Origin of the sequence: Paenibacillus sp. PvR133 (genome assembly GCF_017833155.1) — a bacterium.
Classification (GTDB): domain Bacteria; phylum Bacillota; class Bacilli; order Paenibacillales; family Paenibacillaceae; genus Paenibacillus; species Paenibacillus polymyxa_B.
Genome location: NZ_JAFIBS010000001.1, coordinates 3868948 through 3892880 on the forward strand (window position 1 = coordinate 3868948; position 23933 = coordinate 3892880).

Below are 23933 nucleotides of genomic sequence, written 5' to 3' on the forward strand. Positions count from 1 at the left end.
TTACTCCGCTATAGCGCACTAAGTTAGTCCGTCATCAGGAAGCCTGCTTGCTCCAGTGCAGCGCAGGCATCGTTAATTTTATCTTCATCCGAGGCATTCAAGGTATGCAGGTGGATGCCTCCCGTCAGCTGGGACAAATAAGTGGCCTGGGTGGAACTGATTTTACGGATAAAATCGTCCACTTCCTTGCGAGTTCCAACCCGTATCGGAGCAGTTAGATCCCCGTATACCGGATGCTCAACAATAACATCCTGCACACTTACACCGTAGTCCACAATCAGCTTTAGTTCCTCTTCTGTCTGTTCAGGTCGATGTTTACACACAATAATACGTGAGGCTAAGGGGGCTGTCTGACCCGCAGGCTCCATATAAATATATCCTTGACTCGTTGCAAGGATAGGCTCTTGGCTTGCTTTTAACAGGGAAATATCCTGTACAATTACTTGTCTGGAAACGGAGGATCTGCGTGCCAGTTCGCTCCCGGTCAGCGGTGATTCGCTCTTCAGCCACAACAGCAGCTGCTCGCGGCGATCCGTACCTGACCGCTTTAAAGATTCAGTCAACGGGATAAGCTCCTTTCTTGTCGATGCGTCAGGTCTGTCAAAATATCTACCAGTACATTCAATTCCTCGATGGTGGTTGCCCTTCCGAAAGAAATACGGATAAATTGTAATGCTTCACGGTCGGATGCTCCAAGCGCTTGTAAGGCAGGCGAAGGATCGTGGTGTCCGGCAGCACATGCGCTTCCGGTTGATATACAGACACCTCTGCGATTACATTCAAGCATAACATATTGCCCCTCGTAACCGTGAAAAAAACATCCTACGATATGATGAAGCACTGCTTTATTCTGGCTTTCCTGTACGACCCAACGTAACGGAATAGATCTTTCCTGAATTTTCGTAATAAAGTGTCTTCTCAGGGTAGCATATCGCTCCTGATGCGACTCCATCTGTTCAGTCATCATTTCTGCCGCCGCGACAAAGGCTGCAATTCCGGGAACATTAACCGTTCCAGGACGGAATCCGTTTTCGTGTAGCGTATCAGGGTACACGGGACGCCACGGGGTTCCGGGTTTGAGATATGCAGCACCGACACCTTTGGGGCCATACACTTTATGGCTCGATACAGAGAGTGCATCTACTCCCATGGCTTCTACATCTACAAGAATATTCCCAAATGTCTGTACTGCATCACTGTGCAGCAAAATACCCCGTTCGCGTAGCAGGGGAGATAAGGCAGCAAGGTCCTGAATCAGTCCCGTTTCCGAATTGGCGTGTTGTACGGAGACAAGTCCGGTGTTTTCTCTCAGGTGAGGTAAAAGAGCTTCGCGAGTCATTCGTCCTTCCCGATCCGGTTGCACAATGGTCAGTTCATAGCCCTGCCGTTCCAGCAAAGTAGCAAGGTTGTACATCGAGTGATGTTCCAAAGCGCTCATGATCCAATGCTTTTTATGCTGTGGCAACCCGTTCAGGATTGATTGCACAATCAACATATTGGATTCTGTTCCCCCGGTTGTAAAATAGATGCCTTCCTTTTGCCCGCCAATCATATTTGCTATTCGTTGCCTGCTGTAATCCAGCGTGTAGGCTGCTTGACCGCCCGCATCATGGAGGCTGCTGGCATTTCCGAACATTTCCTTATTTAATACGTTATACATATTTAAAGCTTCGTCACACATAGGTGTGGAAGCGGCATAGTCCAGATAAATCACAGCAATTCCTCCCTGCTTAAAAATAATTCCATTCAAAAACTCTTGAGATTATTGTAGGCATGTGTAAATATAAGTGTCAAGACACTTGTAAACAGTTATGTACACAAAGCGGTTATCTGTTCGTGAGAGCGGAAACGATCAGCCGCATCGATATGGAGGGATTCTAATGTCTATGCTTGACATTTTACAAGGAAATAGAGGGCTTATACCAGAGCATTATAAGACACTGACGGTTGCTGACATGGAGCAGCGAGTGGCCGAGCTGAAACAAAAATGGGGACCCAAGCTGCTTATACCAGGCCATCACTATCAGAAGGACGAGGTTATTCAGTTTGCTGATATAACAGGAGATTCTCTACAGCTTGCTCAAATGGCTGCACAAAATCAGGAAGCGGAGTTTATTGTATTTTGTGGGGTACATTTTATGGCGGAGACAGCGGATATGCTGACTACCGATCGACAGACTGTTGTACTGCCGGATATGCGCGCAGGCTGCTCAATGGCAGATATGGCGAACATAGAGCAGACAGAACGAGCATGGAAGCATTTACAGGAATGGGTAGGAGATACGATCATACCGTTAACGTATGTAAATTCCACAGCAGAGATCAAAGCCTTTGTAGGGCGACATGGCGGGGCTACCGTGACCTCTTCGAATGCCAAACAAGTGCTGGAATGGGCGCTTAAGCAAAAGGAACGTATTTTGTTTTTGCCGGATCAGCATTTGGGCCGCAATACAGCTTACGATCTTGGAATTCCGCTGGCTGAAATGGCCGTGTGGAATCCCATGACCGATCAGCTGGAGACTGAACAGGACCCGGCAACCGTAAAAATTATTTTATGGAAAGGGCACTGTTCAGTACATGAAAAATTCACGGTAGATCATATTCGCAACGTCCGTGAGCGTGATAAGAACATCCGGGTCATCGTTCACCCCGAATGCTCTTATGAGGTCGTACAGCTCGCAGATTGTGCGGGCTCCACAAAATTCATCATCGATACCATTCGCGCGGCAGAGCCGGGAACCCAATGGGCTGTTGGCACAGAAATGAATCTCGTGCAACGAATCAAACAGCAGTACCCTGAACAGCAGATTGAATCGCTCAATCCCGATATGTGTCCCTGTCTGACCATGAACCGGATCGATCTTCCCCATTTGCTGTGGGCAATGGAGCAGTTTGATCGGGGTGAGCCTGTGGGTGTGATTCGTGTGGATGCTCAGATCAGACAGGATGCTGTACTAGCATTGAATCGTATGCTTGCTATCCGTTAACCTTTTGCTGTTCCAGCGAGAATGCTGCTTAAAATCTTTGGTCTTATTTTAAAGAAGCAGGGAGCTTGACCCCAAGCAGACGGTTTCCGCTTTGAATAAATATCATTCCACCGGATTTGAGCGTTGGACCGAAGGAACGTGAGCCTGTGTTGACAGTAAACACGGGCTTCAAGGTCATCAGGTCATAACCATGAAATACGCCATCCGATTGCCCGACATAGACTCCTTTGCCAAATACGTCAGCTTGAACGGTCGGATTATCTCCACCGTAATGAATGAATTGACCTGAGGTCAACTTCATGGCAGTCAGTATATCTGAACTAGAATTTTCGTAGAAAATGCGACCTTCATGGATGGAAGATAAAGAAGAGAGTTGTTCATAGCTATCTTGCGCCCACTTGCGAGCAGGTTTGCTGTCTGGTTTATAGTTCCAGAAGTCATAGGAAGCTAGTATCTTTCCCTGAAAGACATAAAGGTCTTTACCGTACAAAAAAGCAGAACCGTATATGCCTCCAGATCGGTAGACACCGTCTTTATTTTCAGGCTCGGTCCAGCGATACTGACGATCTCCTTTGGATTTACCTGTCTTGAGGTCGTACTGTGCGATCGTAACTTTATGGTTTACCGGGTCATCATCAATCATAAACGTGTTGGTTACAGAGTACACGATTCCGTCTTTAACCGCCAGTGGAAAAGAACTTCTGAAGCTGTCCCAAAGCTTTTTGCCGGTTTTAGCGTCATAGGCATTAATCTGTTCAAAGGTCAGGCTACCCTGTACATTATAGTTGCGGATAAGCACACCGTCAGTTTCCATTATTTCGCCCAAACCACTGTATGAGTTCTTATCCTCACTGATTTTCCATTTGAGTTTGCCGCTAGCAGCATCAATGGCAGCGGTCTGCTCCGACTGTGTAATGTATACTGTAGAGCCGATTTGATGAATATGATCTGCCTTCGTAAATCCTAACGAAGTGGTCCATAATTTCTTTCCTGATGCTGTAACCGCATAGATAGAGCCGCTTTGTGTCATTCCGTAGATGAGGCCGTTGCTATGAATCAAAATAGGGGTAAGCTGATCACCATATTGCCACAATTTTCGACCCGAACTGGCCTCAAGGGCAACTAGTCTATGGTTCGAGTCAACCGCGAACACCTTACCATTTTCCGCTATTGCTACCGCCTGATCTAGATATCGGTTTCTATCGATTGGGATAACGGGAAAAGACCAGGAAGGTTTGATCACAGGTGCTTGGATTGCGGTGCTATAAGCGGCGTTACTCATGGAAACTGCAGATTGCTCTGCACTTGCCTTTTCAGTGAATCCATCGCTGATTAAGGGCAACCCAATGCTGGCTAACGCCAATCCTGTAAACAATGTGCTGTGTATCATTTTTCTCATACGTGTTGGCTCCTTTAATGGTTAATAGGGGGGAAGGCTTTACAGAAAGTCACCTTTGATTAGACTGTAAATAAATCCAAAAGTTTCATGTTGTGTTTTCGTTTCGATTGTTTAGCATACATAATTAAATTCAGTTGCTTGTGTTCCAACTTGTATCTCTAATTAAAGATTAGTCGCTTGTTCGGTTTTCGTGCTATAATTGTAACAACAAACCGAAGGAGGTGAATCCCTTGTTTGAGCTCCAGGACCTACTCCCTTATTTATTTACAATCGGCTTGCTGTGTACAGTGACTTATACATATCTCGCTCATTTGCATGGCAATGTACCCGAATGCTGGGTCGAAGGCGGGCCCGTAAGGTCTCATGCTTCTCCACAGATGCCGATGTCTGCCCGTGGACAGGACATGCCTGTCCGGCTGGCCCGACATATCCGGCGTAAGGAAGCGCCGGATGAAGATGCATCCGATTGTTCTCCCTCGTTGAACGATGGCACAGCCAATCAACGAGGAGGAACATATGAAACGATTCAAGGGATTCACCTTTTGGGGTAAAAAAGAACGGATATTCGGATTAATGGTAGCGTTGGCGGTAGTCATGCTGCTGTCTGGTTGTGGTGCGAATGCTGCGGAAATAAATGCACAGACACCCGGATTTTTTAATCATTACGTGGTGTTCCCGCTTTCTTGGCTTATACAGCAATTGGCGCAATGGTTTGGTGGAAGCTTTGGGCTGGCGATTATGACTTTGACATTCATTGTCCGGCTGGCCTTACTGCCTCTTATGATGCGTCAAACGCGTGCCCAGCAGGGGATGAAGCGTAAGATGAGCGCCATGCAGCCTGACTTGGACCGAATTAAGAAGAAGTATGAAAACAAGAAAGATACCACCAGCCAGCAGAGTATGCAGCAGGAAATGATGTCGCTTTACAAAGAGCATCAATTCAATCCGCTTAATATCGGTTGTCTGCCTATTCTCATTCAGCTCCCGATCTTGAGCGGTATGTACACTGCAATCCGCTTAACCCCGGAGCTGGCGTCTCACTCCTTCCTATGGTTCCGGCTCGGACAGCCGGACTGGATTTTGGCAATCGTCGTCGCAGTTGTATACTTGGCACAGGCCAAGCTTTCTCAGCTTCAGATGACGCCTGACCAGCGCAAGCAATTTGCGATCATGGGCTATCTTTCACCGATTATGATGGCGGTATTTTCCTTTAATGCCCCTTCTGCCATGCCATTATATTGGACAGTAAGCGGCACCTTTTTGTTGCTTCAGTCGCTGTGGTTCCGTAGACGCTATCCAATAGAGGAAGCAGAGAGTAAGGTTAAACTTGGAGAAGTCACACCAACCTAAATAGAAGATGATGTTTGTTTAACTTGGGAAGTACGTTTGCAGTACGTTACGTGTAATGATAGGATGTCATTCGAGCCGTTTATAAGGCTTAGAATGGCGTCCTTTTTTGTTGCTGCTTTTTCGCTACATTCCGCTCGGGATTTTGTAGTCAATATGAAATCCTTATATTATAAAATGATTCTTAAAGTTGGGAGAGGCTATATGAGAACTCCAACCACGTCCATAGAATGGTATGATAATCAAATAAGGGAGGACGGATGCTATTGCATGAGAAGCGTGCAAAAAGCACCGGGCTATATACCAACAGGGATGCCTCATGGGTGCCCGATCCCGACCTTTTCAAAAAAATGGGTTTCAACATGTGGAGGATGCACCTAGTCTTTGAATGAAATGATAACAGAAAAATGGGTAAAGTAAGATATATACGAAAGCTAATGCTGGACTTTGTTTTATCACGCAATGGATGTTATGGAGGAACTATAGAAAATGAAGCAAACACCAACAAAGTTGCCCATTTCCTTAGCACTGCTCACATGTATAGTATGTGCGCTCGGTTTTGGCTTAATCGCATTATGGGTGAGCGACCATCAAATACGGCATTTTGACCAGAAAATTATTACGGCTATTGGACAGCTGGAGTCGCCCGCCATGACCCGTCTAATGAAATTTTTCACCATGATCGGCAGCGGGATTCCAGTTCTGATCATCATTTTAATTGCCATGTTCGTGCTCTATAGAGTATTGGGACACCGCAGAGAATTGCTTTTTTTGGCGGCTGGCGTGTTGGGATCGGTAATGCTGAATACGATACTGAAATTGATTTTTCAGCGTGCGAGACCGGAGATTAACCGTATTATTGAAGAGAATGGATACAGCTTTCCGAGCGGACATTCCATGACAGCTTTCAGCATGTACGCGGCACTGACATTTTTAGTGTGGAAGCATGTTCCTTCTAAGCTGGGGCGTATCCTTCTTATTGTACTCAGCAGCCTACTGATTGTAGCAATCGGGACGAGCCGCATTTATTTGGGCGTACATTATCCGAGCGACGTTGTGGGTGGCTATTTTATGAGTGGCTGCTGGATGGCGGCTTGTATTTGGTTTTATCAGCGGTACGAAGAACGACGAATGCTGCCACTTCGCTCCAAATCAACAGCATAACGGGTAGCATAAATAATAAAGCTTATAAAAAAGCAGACGCTTTAGCGTCTGCTTTTCATTTGGACAGAGGAAGTGTGTTCAGTCATCTTAGTTCTGGCCTGTTCACCAGGCTTGAGCCCCAGCTTCTTCTCCCATTTTTCATAAAATATAATAGCCGCCTGCATGAAGATGCCAGGAAGCTTCCGGCTTCGAATGAATTGATGAACGCCGACGGCACAACCTGCACCAATAAGCGCACCTGCCAAAATATCCGAGGGATAATGCACTCCGGTCCACACGCGGGATACTGCGATGAGTACAGCTAAGATAACCCAGAGAACACGATATTTTTGATGATGAAGCCATAAAATGGAAGCCAGAGCAAACGCTCCAAGTGCATGGTTACTTGGGAATGAAGCATTAGGATCATGGTGAACAAGCTGAATGACTGAATGTCCGACAAAAGGTCGATCTCTGTAAAACAAATGTCCAAGGCCCCAACTAATTACAAAGCCGAAACAAACTGTTATAACGGCTTCTAAAACCATCATCCGATGCGGCATTTTAAAAGTGAACCAGTAAATCAGCATAGCCACTCCGAATAAATACGGTGCATATTGCGCCAAGAAACGCATGGTTCCATTTAAAAAGGCGAGGGAATTAGCCAGTTCATTGATCCAGTGAAATAAAGCATAATCTACATTAATTAACATGAATAAATTACTCCTTAACATCAAAAAATTGAATAACAAAGTTATATTATAGAGCGACTACACGGATAAAAGCTTAAAATCAAATAAAAAATGAATGTCATTTCCATTACTCATTTGTTTTTTCTATAGAAAATAGGTGGTTTTGCGATGGAAAAGTCGGTGCTGGTCATTGATGATGAAGAGAAGATATCCAGATTGCTTCAGTTGGAGTTATCCCATGAAGGATATGCAGTTGAAATCGCACAGACGGGCAGAGAAGGATTGGAAAAAGCTCTAGCACGTACATGGGATATCATCATTTTGGATGTAATGCTGCCGGAGATGAACGGGGTCGAGGTACTGAAGCAGATTCGAAAAGTGGACAATCATACACCAGTAATTATGGTCACTGCACGTAACACGACTCCTGATAAGGTTTCAGGTCTGGATGAAGGTGCCAATGATTACATTACGAAGCCTTTTGAGATCGAGGAGTTATTAGCGCGGATGCGGGCCAGTATGAGGCATCAAATGGAGCCAACAGCTACCGCTTTACAAGAAGAGGACAAGCCGCCGTCTAGGCTCCAAGTGGATAGTTTGGTGTTGGAACGCAAAACCAGGTCAGTAGTGCGGGAAGGAAACCGAATCGAACTGACGCCAAAAGAATATGATCTGCTTCTTTATCTGATGGAGCACAAAAATCAGGTATTGCAGCGGGATCAAATGATTCAGGACGTGTGGGGATTTGATTTTGTCGGTGATACGAATGTCGTAGATGTGTATATCCGGTATGTTCGCAAAAAAATTGATCATGGATACAAAAAGAAATTGATAAAAACCGTGCGCGGTGTTGGGTACTTCATCCGGGAGGAAGACTAGTGAAGCTTCGGACCAAAATCACCCTGCTCAGTTCTATTTTAGTGATGTCGATACTCCTGTTTGTGGATGTTACAGTTCACCTATTGTTCGTCAAAATCGCTACGCGAAATGAAAGAGAAGTGCTGCAAAATAAGTGGACTGAAATCATTGCCGAAACCGGACCCACGATAATTCTGAAGAATGCATGGGGCCCCAAACTGAAAGATGAGCTTTCTGGAGATACCATTTTGAGGGTATTTGATCAGCAATCCCGACTTTTGTATGAAGTAAGTCGCCAGTCCCGCTTTAAGCTGGGCGATATACGTTTTAACACTTCTCAAAGCTCTCAACTGACAGATGTACAGGGTCATAAAATTCTGGTTATCCATCTGCCTGTGCTTTCTCTGGAGGGCAATCAGAAGGGGACGCTGGAGATCGTGGAAAAATGGGATGCACTCGAAACCAATCTTGATATTTTAAATACGATTCTCATCACATCGACTGTAGGGGCTATGTTGCTAAGCTTGGTAGGAAGCACGATTTTGGCGAATGCCATATTGCTGCCGATTTCCAGTAGTATTCAAACGATGCAGGAAATTGAAAGAAGCTTGAAATTTAAAAAAATCCCCGCTGGCAGTCATAATCAAGATGAATTGTCCCAAATGACCGCCACTTTTAACCGAATGATGGAGAGATTAGAAGAAAGCTTTCAGAGCCAGCAGCAGTTTGTTTCAGATGCCTCACATGAGCTGAACACCACTCTTATGATTATTGAGGGCTATGCCAACATGCTGCGGCGGTGGGGCACGCGTGACGAGGACATTCGTAAGGAATCCATTGAATCGATCTATGAAGAAACTCAGCGAATGCGTACGATGACACAGCAGTTGCTGACTCTTGCCTCCTCACAGCAGAAAGATCCTGAGCCGCATGAGCGGATAGAAATGATCGGTTGTTGTCAACAGGTGGTAGCGCATCTCAAGCCTGTACATGATCGTCAAATTTCTATTTTAACAGAAGAGAACGAAATTTGGCTGGATGCCAATCTGACAAAAATAAAGCAGTTGCTAGTGATCCTGCTGGATAATGCATTAAAATACAGCTCGGATGAGATCGAAATAGGGTTATCTACAGATGAAAAGGATGTCTATATCCAGGTTAAGGATTATGGGATCGGAATACCTGAGGGCGAGATCAAGCGGGTCTTTGAACGATTTTATCGGGTAGATAGCTCCAGGCATCGTAAAACCGGAGGAACGGGGCTGGGGTTGCCAATTGCCAAGGCAATTACAGATGCCCATCAGGGTACGATACGCATGGAGAGCGTAGAAGGAGAAGGAACGGTAGTCATCGTCACGCTGCCCCAAAGACAACAGGAAAGGCTGTTCCTCCAGTAGATATATCTACTAGCGGGACAGCCCTTTTTATCATCTAAAATTTATTCTAAAGGACACGACGTGCTGTTGTGTAATTGCGACTCCACCATCCGGAATTTAGATCTGTAACCGTTACGCCGCCTTTACCATACGTATGCAGAATTTTGCCGTTCCCCATGTAAATGGCTACATGATGAATTGGTGCATAGAAAAAGACCAAATCGCCTTTTTTCAGCTGACTACGCGGTACAAAAGTGCCAACAGTTGATTGCTGTCTAGACGAACGTGGTAGCTTAATGCCATTTTGTGCAAATACATATTGAGTGAATGAAGAGCAGTCAAAAGAGCTTGTATTGCCAGCTGGGGCTCCATGCTCATAACGCACGCCCATAAACTGGGAGCCTTTAGAAATAATCCGATCAGCTTTACTTGCCGAAGCAGCATGAGTGGTGGCTGGTCCAACGACGAAGCTCCCTGCGCTCAATGCCAAAGTCATAGTAAAGCAAATACCCATCCACAATTTTTTAGAAGTATGTTTCATATATAAATTCCTCCGTTATTCGTATTGTGTTGATGTCCTGAAATGACAATAACACAAATAAAATATCCGGAATTTACCACTCATGGTTACAAACCTGTTACCCCAACGCTTTGTCCTCATTTATTAGAAAACGATGAGAATTTTCTCCTTAATTTTGGCTTGACAAATTGTATAGACTCCACTTATAGATAGGCTCGTATGACAAAAAGCGACTTGCAGACGATTGGCACAAGCAATCACGCAAAATATACATACCTATATACTACAATTTATAACTTGTACGGGAGTATGCTCTGATTCCCGTTGACATTGTAAGGATCACACCGTATTTCCGGTCAGGAAGGGGAATTCGTATGGCTTCAAAGCAGAATAAAGCACTCAAAAAACGGCGTCTAACCATTGTTCAGGTCATTTCCAACTATCCAGATGCACAGCCGGTACCCTCCAACAAGGGCGGAACGGAAAAGGTCGTGCATGAATTAACTGAGGAATTGGTGAGACGAGGGCATCATGTATCTCTTTTTGCCGCTCTTGGGAGCAGGAGCAGTGCGCGGTTGATTACCTATCCCAAGGGTTTGAAACATAGTCAGATCCCCCAATATGTACTCCGGCATATGCCTTCCGACACACATATCATTCATGATCATACCTTTCGTTCTGCTGTAGGGCGTAGGAAGCTGCCTTGTCCATCAGTATGCACCGTTCATCTTCCAGTGAAGAGACACGGTAAAAACCCGGTATATGTCAGTAAACGAGCACGTCAGCTGATGGGCAGGGGCAAAGGATTTTATATCTATAACGGCATTAACACACATGAATACGAGTTCAGCAGTGAGAAGCGTGGCTACTTGCTGTTCATGGGCAGAATTATACGAAATAAAGGTGTATTGCAGGCCATTCAGGTTGCAGAACGAACAGGAAAAAAACTGCTTATTGCAGGTCCTATCAAAGCTCCAGAATTTTTCCGCAAAGAGATTCAGAAACGAATTCAGCGTAATCCGAATATACGCTATGTGGGGGCAGTTGGAGGCGATCAGAAACAGAAATTGCTGAAACATGCAGAGTGTCTGTTGTTTCCGACACTGTGGGAAGAGCCATTTGGACTCGTTATGGTTGAGGCCATGGCTTGTGGAACACCAGTGCTGGCATTAAAAAACGGCTCCGTTCCCGAGGTGCTCTCGGGCTTTCCACAGTTGATTTGCAAATCGGTTAGCCAAATGGCACGAAAAGCACAGCAAAAAAACTACCCGTCACCAGCGAAGCTGCGTTTGTATGTGACTCAAAGATTTACCAACAAACAGATGACCAGTAACTACTTAAGACTATACCGTGAAATCATCCGTCGGAGAGAACAAAAGAGAGGACAACGACAGCCTACACGGAGGTGAGGGGAATGCAGGTTAAACGGTATATGCTCGGAAAGGGCTCTTGGGCAACTCCTTATTATATAGCCACAGGGGCACAGAAAGGTCCGTGTGTGATGGTGGTGGCGGGAATACATGGTAAAGAAATAGCAAGCATACGAGCTGCTGAGAAACTGGTAAAGCTTTTGAATCAGCAAAAACTGCGATTTAGCCAGGGTAAGCTTATAATTGTACCGATTGTAAATCAAGAGGCTTACCGCAAACGGATTAGAGGAATACCTGATCTTAATCGAACCTTTCCGCGCAAAAAAAAGCAGCTGGCAACACAACCACTTTCCGCTGCTCTATTCAAATTAACACAAAAGCATCAACCTGAATGGTATCTCGACTTGCATGAGGCTAACGGATTGTCACAAAAGGATGCCAAGGTGCTTGGTCAAACGCTAATCACCAACAAAGCCAATCCGGTGGTTCCTGCGGTTCGCCGGATTATTAAGCGAATGAATCGCTCCATCCAGGTGAGCGACCGACATTTCAACATTCGGCTGCATGAGCTCCCAGGTTCCTCCCGCACTGCTGCAGCCCGCATTTTAGGTGCACGCGCGGTTACCGTGGAAACGGGTTGGAGCCTGCCCAAGAAAGTACGCATACACTATCAGTTAGAGATCGTCCGGCATTTTTTAAAAGAAGCCGGAATAGTCAAAGGCAACGAGGTATATTTATCTGCCAAGGTTAGAACTATTATCTCAAGAAAATATGGCATCACAAAATAAAATCGCTTCTGGAGCAAGGATTTTTTCACCTTGCTCAGGAGCGATTTATTATGTGCGACCTCCGTTCAGAATCCGTAGCGTGCTATGTTATATCTGAGGATTTTGCAAAAAATCCAATAAGCGACTTCCAATGAACAATATATAGATCGAAATGCTCTAGTTCGTCTATATATTGCACTTTGGAGCGACTGGAATCGAATTTTGCAAAATCCTGATCTATGTGTTGTCAGGCCTCGGATTTATAGAAGGCATTCACCAAGCTGTTCCCCAGACGTACCTCAATCAGCTCCAGTGGTGTATCCTGATCGGCACGGATCGTGTGATACGTATCAACCGGTATGCTAAATACAGAACCGCTTGCGGCAGCAAAACGTTCTCCGTTCAGCATGACCTCTCCACGACCGGACACAATCGTCCATACTTTAAGTCCACTGCCGTGAATACGGCCATTCAAGCGGTGATCTGGCAGTACCGTCAGCCGTATGGCCAGTATATCGTTCAGACTCCGATGATCAAATTCGTCCAGCACCCGGTAACTGCCCCAAGAGGTTTCACCATGCATAGGGTGAAGTTGAAGTTTACCTAGCTGCTCCTTGATTACGTGGGCATGGCTCTTGGACGCAATGAGAATGCCGTCGGGACTCGCAGCAGCAATAATATCTTCCACGCCAATGACATGAATTGGATAGGGCAGCTCATTGACGATGTGCGTACCAAGAGTCTGACCACTAATCTGTCCACGCCCGATCACTTGGCTGCTTAGCTGCTCTGTTAGGGCCTGCCAGTTGCCGATGTCGTGCCATTCGCCATCGTAGGGCAGGACGATGGCATGTTCGGCACGCTCTGCAATCTCCTCATCAAAACTGCGAACCGGGAGGCTATCATACATTGCGCATAATGCTTTATCGTTCAGCGGCAAATAACTTCGCTCCATACAGGACAGCATATACCGTAATGTAAAAGCGTAAACACCACAGTTCCACAGCGCGCCCTGATGAATAAGCTGTTGTGCCCCGGAGAGATCCGGCTTTTCTGTGAAGCGGGCAACTTGCGCATAAGAAGTTTTCCCTTCCCGTATCATTTGCAGACCCGGAACGACATAGCCGTATTGGTTGGAGGGATGAGTAGGCCTTGTCCCAAGCATAGCCAGATCGGCTCCGCTCTCAAGCAATAAGCCGGAGAGCGCTGCTATGCTATGGAAGAAATCCTCCCCTGCATACATGTCCGCTGGAGCAATGCAGAGAACTTCATCCAGCCCCGTGCCTCTGGTGTGAAAATAAGCAGCCGCCAGTGCAGCTGCGGTGAAGGTTCCCCGTTTGGCAGGCTCGCCTAGAACGGGCAAACGACCTTCTGTATGGCGAAAGGCTAGATTTACCTGACTCCGATGAGCCAGAAGCAGGGCTGAGGAATCCAGCCCGGCTAAGGTGAGCTGACGGTACACCCGGCTGAGCATAGATTCCTTTCGCCCGTCAGGAGCGGACAACAACCGGAGAAACAGCTTCGACCGGATTTCGTTGGATAGTGGCCATAGCCGTTTTCCGGCACCACCGCATAACAATACGATGCGCACGGACGTTTCCTCCTTCAATGCAGATCCATTTGGAATGCATCATTTTGCAGGATTTTAAGAACTATTTTAGCGATGATTCAATCTTTGTTTTTGGAGCAAGCTGGTACACCTTGCGTTGATGAAAAGATAAGGAGCGATAGCTCTTGGCCAACACATCCAATTGTTTTTGCGACAGGGAAGAAGCCCGACTATGAAGCGCTTTATTCAATGACTTGCGCAAAATCATCCGAGAGGGTTGATTGCTGTATAAATAGTTGGCATACGTTTCATATTCGGAAAACCCAAACTGTTTTGTCCGGTCTATACTGTGGATAATTGCGCTGTACCAAGGTTTTCCATGTCGGGCCTCGATAACTTGCTTGAGCTGGGTAAGCCGAGCTTTTTCAAAAAGCATATAGTGAGTAACAAAGGACTTTGGTGAGGGAGCTTTAACGCCTATCAGCTTGTGATAGGTGCGAAAATACTCAGGCTGGCTCCAGCTGCGGTAGTAAAAAATCGTTTTTCCGTCTTTACGGAACGTATGTGGACGAATCAAAATCGTGTCCGCGTCAATGACGAGAAAAAAAGAGGCCTTACTGATTTTGTCGCCATTCATTTTGAGCAATTGTTGATACAGCCAGCCTGAGCGGTCCCAGCGCGTTGTCCCGTAATGAATATGTTTTTTGGTGATGGGCAGCACCGTTTTTTCGTCTATAAATGTACATTTCTTGTTTACGCACAGACGGCGAATCCCGGTGCTTTGCGGTGAAACGATATAAATAGTTCCAATTCGGTGCTGCACGTGACGGCGCAGACTGTCAATCACCAGCGGTAGTGTGGCAATATCTTTATCAATTGCGGGAATCAGAATATCGATTGTAAGGGAACCCTCTCGTGGCCCATCCGATTGCGCTGACATGTTATTCACTCCCTATATGTGCAAATATACGCTCCCAGCGTCTCCCAATATCGTATGCTTGGACAGGCGTTTTCGACCGGGCAAGGTCAAACGTCCATTTCTATGCAGGACAGGGCTGATGAAGCTTCGAATGGGGAGTTAGCGCATACGATAGATTGATCTTTTTTAACAGGAGCGTTCTACCTGAGAGTAGAGAGGAGAGGGGCAAGTGAATTCTTCACAAGCGCAGGCGTTGCGCAGCAAATGGTATAAAACCCAATTGTTGCTCCAGCATGGCAGCATCAAACCTTATGTACCCGAAACCCGCAAATATAACAAAGCAAATTTGAAGTCAATGCTGGAGAAGTACAGTATGGTCTATGTAAAACCCGAGCGAGGTACCTTTGGTAAAGGTGTAATGAGAGTAGAGCAGGAGGCCGGCCAGCGTTTCGCCTATCAATATGAGGAAACGCGTCAAGAATTTAAACATTTGGATGCACTATATACCAGTCTATCGAAACATACGGGGAAGAAAAGTTATCTCATTCAAAAGGGAATCCATTTACTACGCCATCAAATGCGATATTTTGATATTCGGGTCATGGTGCAGCGTAATGAAAAAGGGCTATGGGAGTCTACCGGAATTATTGGACGTCTTGGTCATCCCCGTAAAATCGTGACTAACTATCATAGTGGTGGTAAGCCGATGGCCTTGGAGCAGTTACTAAAATCCCATTTATCGCAAAGCAAACAGGCGGAGCTGGTCAAGAAACTAAATGAACTGGGTCTTACCATCGCCAAACAACTGCAAAAAACATATCCGAATTTCCGGCAAATTGGTGTGGACATTGGACTGGATCATCGCTTTATCCCGTGGATCATTGAGGTGAATACGAAGCCGGACCCATATATTTTTAACCAATTAACAGATAAGTCCATGTACCGTAAAGTGTTAAGCTATTGGCGAATGGCTAATGAAAAAAGGAAAGTCTCCGTCCCAAGCAAAGATACAAATAAAGACAAAAATAAAGATAAGAGTAAAGATAAAAATAAGAATGTAATTAAAGATTCAAAAAAAGAAAAAATATCTTGACCAGTAGATTGCTTCATTGCGAGCAGCTAATACAGAAAAAAGGATGAATATTTCATAATTCATCCTTTTTAATTAGGATATTTATTTTTAAACGCGCCAAGTACCCAGTTGTTTACGTATAAGTACGATTTGTCCACTATGATATGCATCGTGCAGCGTCCACCGCGATAATTCTGCACCGAGAGTTTCGGAACCGAAAGGCTTATCCAGATCAGCATCAGTCAAAGCAGTAATGGCGACAAGCAGTTGGTTTACAAGAGCTTCTGCTTCTTTCAGTGTCTTTTGCCATCCTTCATGGTCCTCAGCATTCCCCGGCGGACCGAATGTCTCATCGTTGCTTATTCCAGTTGAGCTTACAGGCCGGTCAGTTAAACGTCTCAAAATACGCTCATTATAATAATTAATGTGACGAACCGTTTGCCAAATCGTGTTTCCTCCACCTGGTGGTGTCCAAGTGGCTTCCTGTGTATTCACACCGTGAAGTGCTGCGGCAAGAGGAACAATCCATTCTTCCTTATCCCATGAATTTTCTCTTTGCAATACCAGCATATTTACTCGATCTCGGCTCACCTAACCCAACTCCTTTTGTAGGGATGTAACTAGCTAAATGTAGAATAAATCGTTACAATTAATAATGTAGCATGACAAAATAAGATTTGCAACCAGTTAAAATGATTTTAGTGGTTACAGGCGGTAGGGGGAACTCTTTTGAATACACTTTGGACTGATTTTGTAAACAGCGAATGGCATGACTGGAGAGGTAGCGGGCGTTCAGAAGATCGTTTGTTGAAGCCGGAATGGCAAAATGACTTTCTCATACAGTGGCAATTTTCCGCTCCGGTCCCAGCCAGTGCAGAAGATATCGAAGAAATGCAAATTCTCCGGCGGGAATTGCGTAGCTTCGCTGAGCACCTGACTTCCGGAGGACAAATGACATCTGATCTGGTGGATACGATTAACCGAAAGATGATAGAAGGGGGGCCGGTCACTCGCTTATTAAAGCAAGAGGATGAGCATTTCAACATTGTGCTGGAACCTGTGGCAAATGGTTGGAAAAAAGTGCTGGCAGAGGTGGTAGCCGATTTTGCCCAGGCATTCGTCAATAGCGGCGGCTCCAGAATTCGTATTTGCGATAACACCGATTGCCGATGGGTGTTTTACGATGATACCCGAAATCGGTCAAAGCGATTTTGCGACGATAAGATGTGTGGTAATTTGATGAAGGTACGCCGTTTTCGCGAGCGTAAGAAAAATTAGATGGAGCAAGAGAATTTACATGAGCAGTACATGTTGAGCCCACTCCTATATGAACAATGGAGTGGGTTATTTAAAATTGAACAACCTGTGACCCTGTGCTATGCTTACATAAAAGAGAAGCTAGACGTACTAACGATGATCTTTACTATGCGTATAAACATCTGATGATACGACGAATAGAAAGGGTGTACAGCCATGAATTCTGTCATTGAACTTAATAATGTAAGCTGGAAGAGAGATAACCGTACCATACTGGACCAAATCAATTGGCAGGTAGCTGAGGGGGAGCACTGGGCTGTACTCGGCTTGAATGGATCAGGTAAAACAACGATGCTCAATATGATTAACGGTTACATATGGCCAACCACAGGTAGTGTCGGTGTATTGGGCCATACCTTTGGGGATGTGGATCTGAGGGAGTTGCGCAAATCTATTGGTTGGGTCAGTTCCTCTTTACAGGAAAGAATTAATGGGAGTCAGCGTACGCAGGATGTTGTCATTAGCGGCAAATTTGCCTCCATTGGACTTTATGATCAGACGACGGATACAGAGTATGAACAGGCCATTCAGCTTATGACGCAACTGGGGTGTGCTCATCTCGTGGATCGGTTGTATCAGGGATGCTCACAGGGAGAAAAGCAAAAAGTGCTTATCGCCCGCGCATTAATGGCCTCGCCCAAGCTACTGATTTTGGACGAGGCGTGTAATGGTTTGGACTTTTTCTCCCGGGAAGCATTGCTGGATAGCATTCGCCAGTTATCGGAGTCGCAGGCTTCCCCGAATTTACTGTATGTTACACATCATATCGAAGAAATTCTACCGATGTACACGCATACGATTCTAATCCGCCGGGGCACGGTATTTGCCAAAGGTAAAACGACTGATATTCTGAGTAGTGACACACTTAGTGCTTTTTTTGAAACGCCTGTACAAGTAGAATGGAGACAGGATCGTGCATGGCTCTCTATGGTGTAGAGAGTCTTTTTTGCTCGCTAACCTGCTACCAACATAATCAGAATAGGCAATATCAGGAATGAGGCAAGCGTGCTCCACAGGATGCAGGTGGAAACCAGTTTTGGCGATGCATTAAATTTTTCTGCTAAAATGACAGCATTCACAGCAACCGGCATCGAGGCCAAAATGAAGAGAACGGAGAACAAAAGGCCTGAAATTCCCAGTATCAGCATAGCAAGACAAGCCGCAAGCGGAGAGAGCAAAAGGCGAATTGTTAGTCCGGCGTAGCTGGCTTTTTTAATAGACGACTCCAGTTTGAATATTTTTACATAAGCCATCTGGGTACCAAGGATCGCCAGCACGACTGGAGAATAAGCGGCAGCAATCATCGAGACGCCCGACTGAATGCCAGAGGGAAGATGCCAGTTCAGCAGCCGCAGTCCCATGGCGAGTAGAGCTGCATAGATCGCAGGAAGTGAAAACACCGACTTAACGGCACTTTGAACAGAAAACTCAGAGCGGGCTGCAAAGTAAACGCCAATGGTATTGACCATGATTATCTGGATGACGACATACACGGAGGCTTTATCCAGACCGAGCTGCCCAAAGGCAAGTAAAATAAGGGGCAGGCCATAATTTGCACTATTGGTCAGCGTCGAGATTAAGGTAAGTCCAGCCGTTTCCGGAGTGCTCAGTCTAAAGATTTTCCCCGCTAATTGTGCAATTCCCCACAACAGCAGCAGGTTCAGTATTGAAAAAGCGGCAGTCTGCGCTACATCATGCCAAGAAAGCTGTGCTTTGAGTAGCGTGTCCAGAATCATGGCGGGGCTTAAAAAATATAAATACAAAGTCGAGAGCGGTTTCGTTTCCAGCTTCATGAATTTTCCGAGTAAAAATCCGGCGATCACTGGAATGGACAGCGGAACGATAACGGATAATAGAGTTGAAAGTACGATTTGTATCATGAATTCCACCCATCCTTTCTGTAATGACATTTTCCATTATAAGGCGCTACTTTCGAGCCCGTCCAAGATGAAAACACAATCAAGGTCATAGGTATATACTATGAAGCCTTCGACACTTATTGTAAAACAATAAAAGGGATGCCCTATTAGCCGTTTATCATGGCTGTGGGCATCCCTTTTATTATAATGAACCAATGATACTGCCGATTTATGCAGTAGCCACGGTTTCCGCTTTGATTCGGCAATCGTCAGAGCAATAGTGCTGATGCTGTTCTTCGCAATCCGGACATACGATATGCTGGAGATTGCACACCGGGCAATTGATATAATGATCGCTCGGCGTTTCACAATGGAAGCACTTGCCGACAATGACGTCCTCATCCGTATGATTGATCGGAATCGAGATTCGTTCGTCAAATACGTAGCATTTACCGTCAAACAAACGTCCTTGTACTTCCGGGTCCTTACTGTAAGTCACAATGCCGCCATCCAACTGGCCTACATCGTTAAATCCTTCTTTGATCAAAAGACCGGACAACTTTTCGCAACGGATACCTCCGGTGCAGTACGTCAGGATTTTCTTGTCCTTGAACTGAGTCATATTGTCGCGAATCCATTGTGGAAATTCACGGAACGATTCGACTTCGGGGCGAATAGCCCCGCGGAAATGACCGATGTCATATTCATAGTCATTACGTCCGTCCAGAACAACTACATCTTCATCTTGAAGCTGTTCATAAAACTCCTTTGGTGACAGACGCTTACCGCTAATTTCATTAGGGTCCAGCTCATCTTCATGACGCAGCGTAACAAGCTCCTGACGATGGCGTACAAATATTTTCTTGAACGCATGACCGTCAGACTCATCTATTTTAATAACGATATCGTGGAATTTCGGATTGGCGCGCAAATCACGCATATATTGCTCCGTTTGCTCTACTGTACCAGACAGTGTTCCGTTGATTCCTTCCGCAGCAATCAAGATTCTTCCCTTGACGCCCAGCTCCTTGCAGTAAGCCAGATGCTCTGCCGTAAAGGTGGCAGGATCTTCAATGTTGACATATTTGTAAAACAACAAAATTCGATAAGCATGTTCACACACGTAAAATCACCCTCTGATTCAAGTCAAAGTTTTTTAACAAGCAATTTTAAATGTACCACATTCTTTAAGTTAGTCAACTTAAATGTATAAAAAGTGGAAATGGAAAAGATGACGAGCGACAAAAGTAAGGGTTTACATTATAATAGTAACGTAGTGATGAGGAGATTTTTAGTAGCAGGATGAGTTCTTCTAGATGAGAGGATGAATGAAATGAAACATCATTTGACAGCGCATACACCACCTATGGGGTGGAATAGCTGGGATTGCTACGGTGCAGCAGTACGGGAAGAGGAAGTACGGGGAAATGCTCAATATATGGCGGAGCACCTGAAGGAATATGGTTGGGAATATGTCGTTGTAGATATTCAGTGGTATGAGTCAGGAGCAGTATCTTCACAGTATCGCCCGTTTGTCCCATTGGAAATGGATTCATTTTCACGTCTTATTCCAGCGGTGAATCGTTTTCCTTCGGCAGCAGATGGACGAGGCTTCCAAGCTCTTGCGGAATATGTACACGGACTGGGATTGAAATTTGGTATACATATTATGAGAGGCATCTCCCGTCAGGCGGTGCACCAGGATACCCCGATTTTGGGAACTACAGCCACGGCGAGACAAATTGCGCACCCCAACTCTATTTGTCCTTGGAACACAGATATGTATGGGGTAGATGCATCCAAGGAGGGCGCACAGGAATACTATAATTCATTGTTTGACCTGTATGCGGAATGGGGTGTGGATTTTGTCAAAGTAGATGACATTGCTGCATCACGTCTCTATGGTATTCATTTGGCGGAAATTGAATTGATTAGGCGAGCTATCGCCCAATGCGGACGTCCGATGGTGTTGAGTCTATCGCCTGGTCCGGCACCGCTGGAGCAGGCATCCGATTTAATCGCAAACGCGAATATGTGGCGTATGACGGATGACTTCTGGGATGTATGGCCTTTACTGTATGGTATGTTTGAGCGCTGCGAAAAATGGGCGGAACATGTAGGTCCAGGTCACTGGCCGGATTGCGACATGCTACCACTGGGTCATCTGGGTATTCGTTCGGTAGATTCGGTAGATTCCGGCAGCCATGACCGATGGACACGCTTTACGAAGGATGAGCAGCTAACGATGATGACCTTGTGGAGCATTTTCCGATCTCCACTGATGTTCGGGGGGGAACTGCGGGATAATGATGCATGGACCCTTTCCTTGCTAACTAATGAAGAAGTGTTAAATGCTCATCACAACGGTTTGAATGCGCGGCAGGTGTATAGAAAGGATGAACATATCGTTTGGACTTCACATAACGAGGAAGGTCATGTATATGTAGCTTTGTTTAATGCTGGAGATGAAGCTTCAAAGGTGCGTGTATCCTTAAAAGACCTTGGTATTGAAGGGCATCCAAATGCCAGAGATTTATGGAACCATGTAGATTTAGGTGTTTTAGCACAAGAACTGTCCGCAGATTTACCTCCTCACGGAGCAGCGCTATTTATTTTGAAATAATGTAAGGAAGAACTATGCGCAGTTCCAACCCAAGCACCTTATCGTAAAAGTGGAAGGCATCTTTACGATAGGGTGTTTTTTTGCATGTGTAACTTTAGGATATTTTAACGAACTCGACATTATTCTTGGGAATATGACATTTGGAACGTGTTAATTTTATATAGTGCCTATTTCTGTACAAATTTAAATCATTCTAACGAATAGACTCGAGAAAGGAGTCAAATGATGAAATTAAAAAAAATCCACAAAAATGAACAGGACGAGCCTTGGCCCTCTAGCAAACCAATATTATGTATCGGGGGGGCCAATCTGGATCGTAAAATCATGATTAAAGGTACATTTCAGCTTCATACCTCCAATCCGAGCAGTACAAGGCTGCAATCTTGCGGTGGGGTAGCACGAAATGTAGCCGAAAATTTAGGGAGGTTGAGTCAGCGGGTCAGCCTGCTAACTGCGGTTGGGGACGATGCGGAAGGTGAATTTATTATCGAACAATCCAGCCGTTACATGCACGTGGTTCCTCTACAAGTCAAAGGTGAACCGTCAACTGGGGTTTATACTGCCTTGCTGAACGAGCGTGGTGAACTGATTGTAGCGACAGCAGAAATGGAGATTTATGATCAGATTCGTCCTTCAGTAATTTTTGAAAATGCTCCTTTAATCGCCTCGTCCCGACTGGTTCTGCTGGACACTAATTTCTCTATGAACGTAATTGCGGCCACCATACATGTCTGCCATGAGCATCGGGTTCCGATTGTCGTTTCTTCGGTATCAGCCTCCAAGATGAGAAAGCTTCCCCGAAATTTGCATGGGGTGGAATGGCTGGTATGTAAACCGGTGGAGGCTGAAGCCTATTTGGGGCTAGAACTTACAGATGATCAGCATATGTTGGATGCCACCCGGATTTTTCACAAACTTGGGGTTCAAAATGTCATTTTTATCTGCGGTGCTGATCGTGTTTTGTACGCCTCTCAGGATGGAACTCATGGACAAATTCCTATGCATCCTGTTCAAGAGGTCATTGATGTCACAGGCGCAGATGATGCTTTTATTGCCGGGATGATTTATGGTATTACCCAAGGTTATCCTATGGAGCAAGTGTGCCAATTTGGAATTAGCTGTGTCGACTTGACCCTGCAAACGGATCGGACGGTTTCAGAGACCCTTTCTATGAATAAACTCCATTCTAGGTTTCAGGAGCTGTATGGCACACATTCGCAAAATTTTGTGTTTTTCAAGGGCGTGTATTTTAAAAAGAAAGATACATAAGTAATCAAGAGAACTCTACCCTACAACAACGCGTATTTGGAGCTTCACGTACGTAATGGCCTCAATTATTGAATTTGTAAAAGGAGCATGTTGTCTGATGGACAGTGTGAAATACGTAATTGTTTTTCTGCCACTGTGCCTCCTTTATTTGCTTTTAAAGGGAGGTTCTTTGGTAGTAGGTTTACTCTATCGATTGATCTATTCCATGCGGCCCTTACATGCAGGACAGGATAACGAGTTTCGTGCTGTGCAGCACGCTAAACGTATTATCGTGATCGGCTCGCCGGGAAGCGGTAAGACTTTTTTGGCCAAACGTCTTTCCATGTGGACTCAATTGCCGTATATCTCTTTGGATGATTTGTATTGGGGCCCGGAGTGGAAGCGGAGCACTGACAAACAATTTCTCAAACAGCTGGGTGAAGTGCTCCAAAGGGAAGAGTGGATCATCGAAGGGAATTATCATGAGCGTTATTTTACCGAGCGACTCCAGCGCGCCGATACGATCATTGTAATGGATGTTAGTACGCTTGAAGCAATAACAGGCGTTATCACACGTTCGCTCAACCGTTTTCTGTTTTCCAAGGAGCTACCTAAAGGAGTGAAGGAGGAAGCAGTTCGTATTTGGGATATTTCGCCTCGCTTTGTCCGTTTTGTTCTGGGTTTTCGCAGGCGTATTCGTCCTAAAATCTGGCCGCTCATTATGCAATATGGTAACCAACGGAATTTGATTATCTTGAAATCTAAATATCGTTCATGTCCCTGGACAGCTCCAGATAGACGATCATCTCCTTGACTAGAACTTACGTTTCGTGTAAAGTGGTGAAAATTGTAATATATAGGAATAGTGTAGACCAAGGATCAAAGGT

24 protein-coding genes are annotated in these 23933 nt (G+C 45.3%); 14 read left to right on the plus strand and 10 right to left on the minus strand.

The genetic code is table 11. The features are described 5' to 3' along the window. Window positions 1-23: 23 nt before the first annotated feature. Window positions 24-563, minus strand: coding sequence for a transcription repressor NadR (locus tag JOE49_RS16985; protein WP_028541390.1), 540 nt, complete (start codon window positions 561-563; stop codon window positions 24-26). Beyond that, window positions 560-1714 (minus strand): IscS subfamily cysteine desulfurase, encoded by a 1155-nt coding sequence (locus JOE49_RS16990; RefSeq protein WP_209942044.1) that lies wholly within the window; start codon window positions 1712-1714, stop codon window positions 560-562. The genes JOE49_RS16985 and JOE49_RS16990 overlap by 4 nt, the downstream gene beginning before the upstream one ends. 166 nt (window positions 1715-1880) lie before the next feature. Between JOE49_RS16990 and nadA the strand changes: the two genes are divergently transcribed. Beyond that, entirely contained in the window at window positions 1881-2987 is a 1107-nt protein-coding gene (gene nadA, locus JOE49_RS16995; protein WP_209942046.1) for a quinolinate synthase NadA, read from the plus strand. Between the two features lie 43 nt (window positions 2988-3030). Here the strand turns inward: nadA and JOE49_RS17000 are convergent, their stop codons facing one another. Further along, a complete protein-coding gene (locus JOE49_RS17000; RefSeq protein ID WP_209942047.1) occupies window positions 3031-4386 on the minus strand; it encodes an outer membrane protein assembly factor BamB family protein in 1356 nt (451 codons plus the stop codon). A gap of 221 nt (window positions 4387-4607) precedes the next feature. Between JOE49_RS17000 and JOE49_RS17005 the strand changes: the two genes are divergently transcribed. From JOE49_RS17005 to JOE49_RS17015, 3 genes are all read left to right on the plus strand, one after another. Continuing rightward, window positions 4608-4937, plus strand: coding sequence for a hypothetical protein (locus JOE49_RS17005; RefSeq protein WP_223830783.1), 330 nt, complete (start codon window positions 4608-4610; stop codon window positions 4935-4937). After that, a complete protein-coding gene (gene yidC / locus JOE49_RS17010; RefSeq protein WP_025721137.1) occupies window positions 4903-5736 on the plus strand; it encodes a membrane protein insertase YidC in 834 nt (277 codons plus the stop codon). Before JOE49_RS17005 ends, yidC begins: the two co-directional genes overlap by 35 nt. Before the next feature lie 486 nt (window positions 5737-6222). After that, the gene (locus JOE49_RS17015) at window positions 6223-6897 is read left to right on the plus strand and encodes a phosphatase PAP2 family protein (RefSeq protein WP_209942049.1); all 675 of its coding nucleotides are present in this window, start codon (window positions 6223-6225) and stop codon (window positions 6895-6897) included. A gap of 41 nt (window positions 6898-6938) precedes the next feature. On the opposite strand, the gene JOE49_RS17020 is transcribed toward JOE49_RS17015, so the two are convergent. After that, window positions 6939-7589, minus strand: a complete 651-nt coding sequence (locus JOE49_RS17020) for an undecaprenyl-diphosphatase (protein ID WP_160790687.1) — start codon at window positions 7587-7589, stop codon at window positions 6939-6941. A 147-nt stretch (window positions 7590-7736) separates the two neighbouring features. On the opposite strand from JOE49_RS17020, the gene JOE49_RS17025 reads away from it, so the two are divergent. Together JOE49_RS17025 and JOE49_RS17030 are read left to right on the plus strand one after the other, a co-directional pair. Further along, a complete protein-coding gene (locus tag JOE49_RS17025) occupies window positions 7737-8447 on the plus strand; it encodes a response regulator transcription factor (RefSeq protein ID WP_075154156.1) in 711 nt (236 codons plus the stop codon). Then, on the plus strand, window positions 8447-9823 hold the full coding sequence (locus JOE49_RS17030; RefSeq protein ID WP_209942050.1) for a sensor histidine kinase: 1377 nt from the start codon (window positions 8447-8449) through the stop codon (window positions 9821-9823). The genes JOE49_RS17025 and JOE49_RS17030 overlap by 1 nt, the downstream gene beginning before the upstream one ends. A 46-nt stretch (window positions 9824-9869) precedes the next feature. On the opposite strand, the gene JOE49_RS17035 is transcribed toward JOE49_RS17030, so the two are convergent. Then, a complete protein-coding gene (locus JOE49_RS17035; protein ID WP_028541384.1) occupies window positions 9870-10343 on the minus strand; it encodes a C40 family peptidase in 474 nt (157 codons plus the stop codon). 353 nt (window positions 10344-10696) lie between these two features. Here JOE49_RS17035 and JOE49_RS17040 point away from each other — a divergent pair, with 353 nt between their 5' ends. Together JOE49_RS17040 and JOE49_RS17045 are read left to right on the plus strand one after the other, a co-directional pair. Then, entirely contained in the window at window positions 10697-11731 is a 1035-nt protein-coding gene (locus tag JOE49_RS17040) for a glycosyltransferase family 4 protein (RefSeq protein ID WP_023988465.1), read from the plus strand. Window positions 11732-11736: 5 nt separating this feature from the next. Further along, on the plus strand, window positions 11737-12480 hold the full coding sequence (locus JOE49_RS17045; RefSeq protein ID WP_076295880.1) for a succinylglutamate desuccinylase/aspartoacylase family protein: 744 nt from the start codon (window positions 11737-11739) through the stop codon (window positions 12478-12480). A gap of 226 nt (window positions 12481-12706) precedes the next feature. Here the strand turns inward: JOE49_RS17045 and JOE49_RS17050 are convergent, their stop codons facing one another. Further along, window positions 12707-14050 (minus strand): sugar phosphate nucleotidyltransferase, encoded by a 1344-nt coding sequence (locus JOE49_RS17050; protein WP_209942055.1) that lies wholly within the window; start codon window positions 14048-14050, stop codon window positions 12707-12709. Between the two features lie 61 nt (window positions 14051-14111). Beyond that, a complete protein-coding gene (locus JOE49_RS17055; RefSeq protein ID WP_023988468.1) occupies window positions 14112-14948 on the minus strand; it encodes a DUF6492 family protein in 837 nt (278 codons plus the stop codon). 208 nt (window positions 14949-15156) lie between these two features. Between JOE49_RS17055 and JOE49_RS17060 the strand changes: the two genes are divergently transcribed. Next, window positions 15157-16020, plus strand: a complete 864-nt coding sequence (locus JOE49_RS17060) for a YheC/YheD family protein (protein WP_209942057.1) — start codon at window positions 15157-15159, stop codon at window positions 16018-16020. An 87-nt stretch (window positions 16021-16107) separates the two neighbouring features. Here the strand turns inward: JOE49_RS17060 and JOE49_RS17065 are convergent, their stop codons facing one another. After that, window positions 16108-16590 carry a DinB family protein gene (locus JOE49_RS17065; protein ID WP_209942066.1) on the minus strand — a complete coding sequence of 161 codons (483 nt, stop codon included), beginning with the start codon at window positions 16588-16590 and terminating at the stop codon, window positions 16108-16110. A gap of 138 nt (window positions 16591-16728) precedes the next feature. Here JOE49_RS17065 and JOE49_RS17070 point away from each other — a divergent pair, with 138 nt between their 5' ends. Both JOE49_RS17070 and JOE49_RS17075 read left to right on the plus strand, forming a co-directional pair. Then, window positions 16729-17277 carry a CGNR zinc finger domain-containing protein gene (locus tag JOE49_RS17070; RefSeq protein ID WP_209942068.1) on the plus strand — a complete coding sequence of 183 codons (549 nt, stop codon included), beginning with the start codon at window positions 16729-16731 and terminating at the stop codon, window positions 17275-17277. Window positions 17278-17472: 195 nt separating this feature from the next. Continuing rightward, the gene (locus JOE49_RS17075) at window positions 17473-18252 is read left to right on the plus strand and encodes an ABC transporter ATP-binding protein (protein WP_209942069.1); all 780 of its coding nucleotides are present in this window, start codon (window positions 17473-17475) and stop codon (window positions 18250-18252) included. Window positions 18253-18269: 17 nt separating this feature from the next. Here JOE49_RS17075 and JOE49_RS17080 read toward each other — a convergent pair whose 3' ends face one another. After that, window positions 18270-19196, minus strand: coding sequence for an AEC family transporter (locus JOE49_RS17080; protein WP_209942071.1), 927 nt, complete (start codon window positions 19194-19196; stop codon window positions 18270-18272). A gap of 208 nt (window positions 19197-19404) precedes the next feature. After that, window positions 19405-20298: an oxygen-dependent tRNA uridine(34) hydroxylase TrhO gene (gene trhO / locus JOE49_RS17085; protein ID WP_023988475.1), complete on the minus strand. Its 894-nt coding sequence runs from the start codon at window positions 20296-20298 to the stop codon at window positions 19405-19407. A gap of 210 nt (window positions 20299-20508) precedes the next feature. Between trhO and JOE49_RS17090 the strand changes: the two genes are divergently transcribed. The 3 genes from JOE49_RS17090 (at window position 20509) to JOE49_RS17100 (ending at window position 23860) form a co-directional block, all read left to right on the plus strand. Beyond that, window positions 20509-21798 (plus strand): glycoside hydrolase family 27 protein, encoded by a 1290-nt coding sequence (locus tag JOE49_RS17090; protein ID WP_209942072.1) that lies wholly within the window; start codon window positions 20509-20511, stop codon window positions 21796-21798. A gap of 225 nt (window positions 21799-22023) precedes the next feature. After that, window positions 22024-23067 (plus strand): carbohydrate kinase family protein, encoded by a 1044-nt coding sequence (locus tag JOE49_RS17095; RefSeq protein ID WP_023988477.1) that lies wholly within the window; start codon window positions 22024-22026, stop codon window positions 23065-23067. A 97-nt stretch (window positions 23068-23164) separates the two neighbouring features. Then, on the plus strand, window positions 23165-23860 hold the full coding sequence (locus tag JOE49_RS17100) for a P-loop NTPase family protein (RefSeq protein WP_076160904.1): 696 nt from the start codon (window positions 23165-23167) through the stop codon (window positions 23858-23860). The last annotated feature ends 73 nt before the right edge of the window (window positions 23861-23933 follow it).

Coding starts and splice junctions, on each gene's coding strand:
- nadA (WP_209942046.1), top strand. CDS start 1,881: ATGTCTATGCTTGACATTTTACAAGGAAATAGAGGGCTTATACCAGAG.
- JOE49_RS17000 (WP_209942047.1), bottom strand. CDS start 4,386: ATGAGAAAAATGATACACAGCACATTGTTTACAGGATTGGCGTTAGCC.
- yidC (WP_025721137.1), top strand. CDS start 4,903: ATGAAACGATTCAAGGGATTCACCTTTTGGGGTAAAAAAGAACGGATA.
- JOE49_RS17015 (WP_209942049.1), top strand. CDS start 6,223: ATGAAGCAAACACCAACAAAGTTGCCCATTTCCTTAGCACTGCTCACA.
- JOE49_RS17020 (WP_160790687.1), bottom strand. CDS start 7,589: ATGTTAATTAATGTAGATTATGCTTTATTTCACTGGATCAATGAACTG.
- JOE49_RS17025 (WP_075154156.1), top strand. CDS start 7,737: ATGGAAAAGTCGGTGCTGGTCATTGATGATGAAGAGAAGATATCCAGA.
- JOE49_RS17035 (WP_028541384.1), bottom strand. CDS start 10,343: ATGAAACATACTTCTAAAAAATTGTGGATGGGTATTTGCTTTACTATG.
- JOE49_RS17040 (WP_023988465.1), top strand. CDS start 10,697: ATGGCTTCAAAGCAGAATAAAGCACTCAAAAAACGGCGTCTAACCATT.
- JOE49_RS17045 (WP_076295880.1), top strand. CDS start 11,737: ATGCAGGTTAAACGGTATATGCTCGGAAAGGGCTCTTGGGCAACTCCT.
- JOE49_RS17055 (WP_023988468.1), bottom strand. CDS start 14,948: ATGTCAGCGCAATCGGATGGGCCACGAGAGGGTTCCCTTACAATCGAT.
- JOE49_RS17075 (WP_209942069.1), top strand. CDS start 17,473: ATGAATTCTGTCATTGAACTTAATAATGTAAGCTGGAAGAGAGATAAC.
- JOE49_RS17080 (WP_209942071.1), bottom strand. CDS start 19,196: ATGATACAAATCGTACTTTCAACTCTATTATCCGTTATCGTTCCGCTG.
- JOE49_RS17090 (WP_209942072.1), top strand. CDS start 20,509: ATGAAACATCATTTGACAGCGCATACACCACCTATGGGGTGGAATAGC.
- JOE49_RS17095 (WP_023988477.1), top strand. CDS start 22,024: ATGAAATTAAAAAAAATCCACAAAAATGAACAGGACGAGCCTTGGCCC.
- JOE49_RS17100 (WP_076160904.1), top strand. CDS start 23,165: ATGGACAGTGTGAAATACGTAATTGTTTTTCTGCCACTGTGCCTCCTT.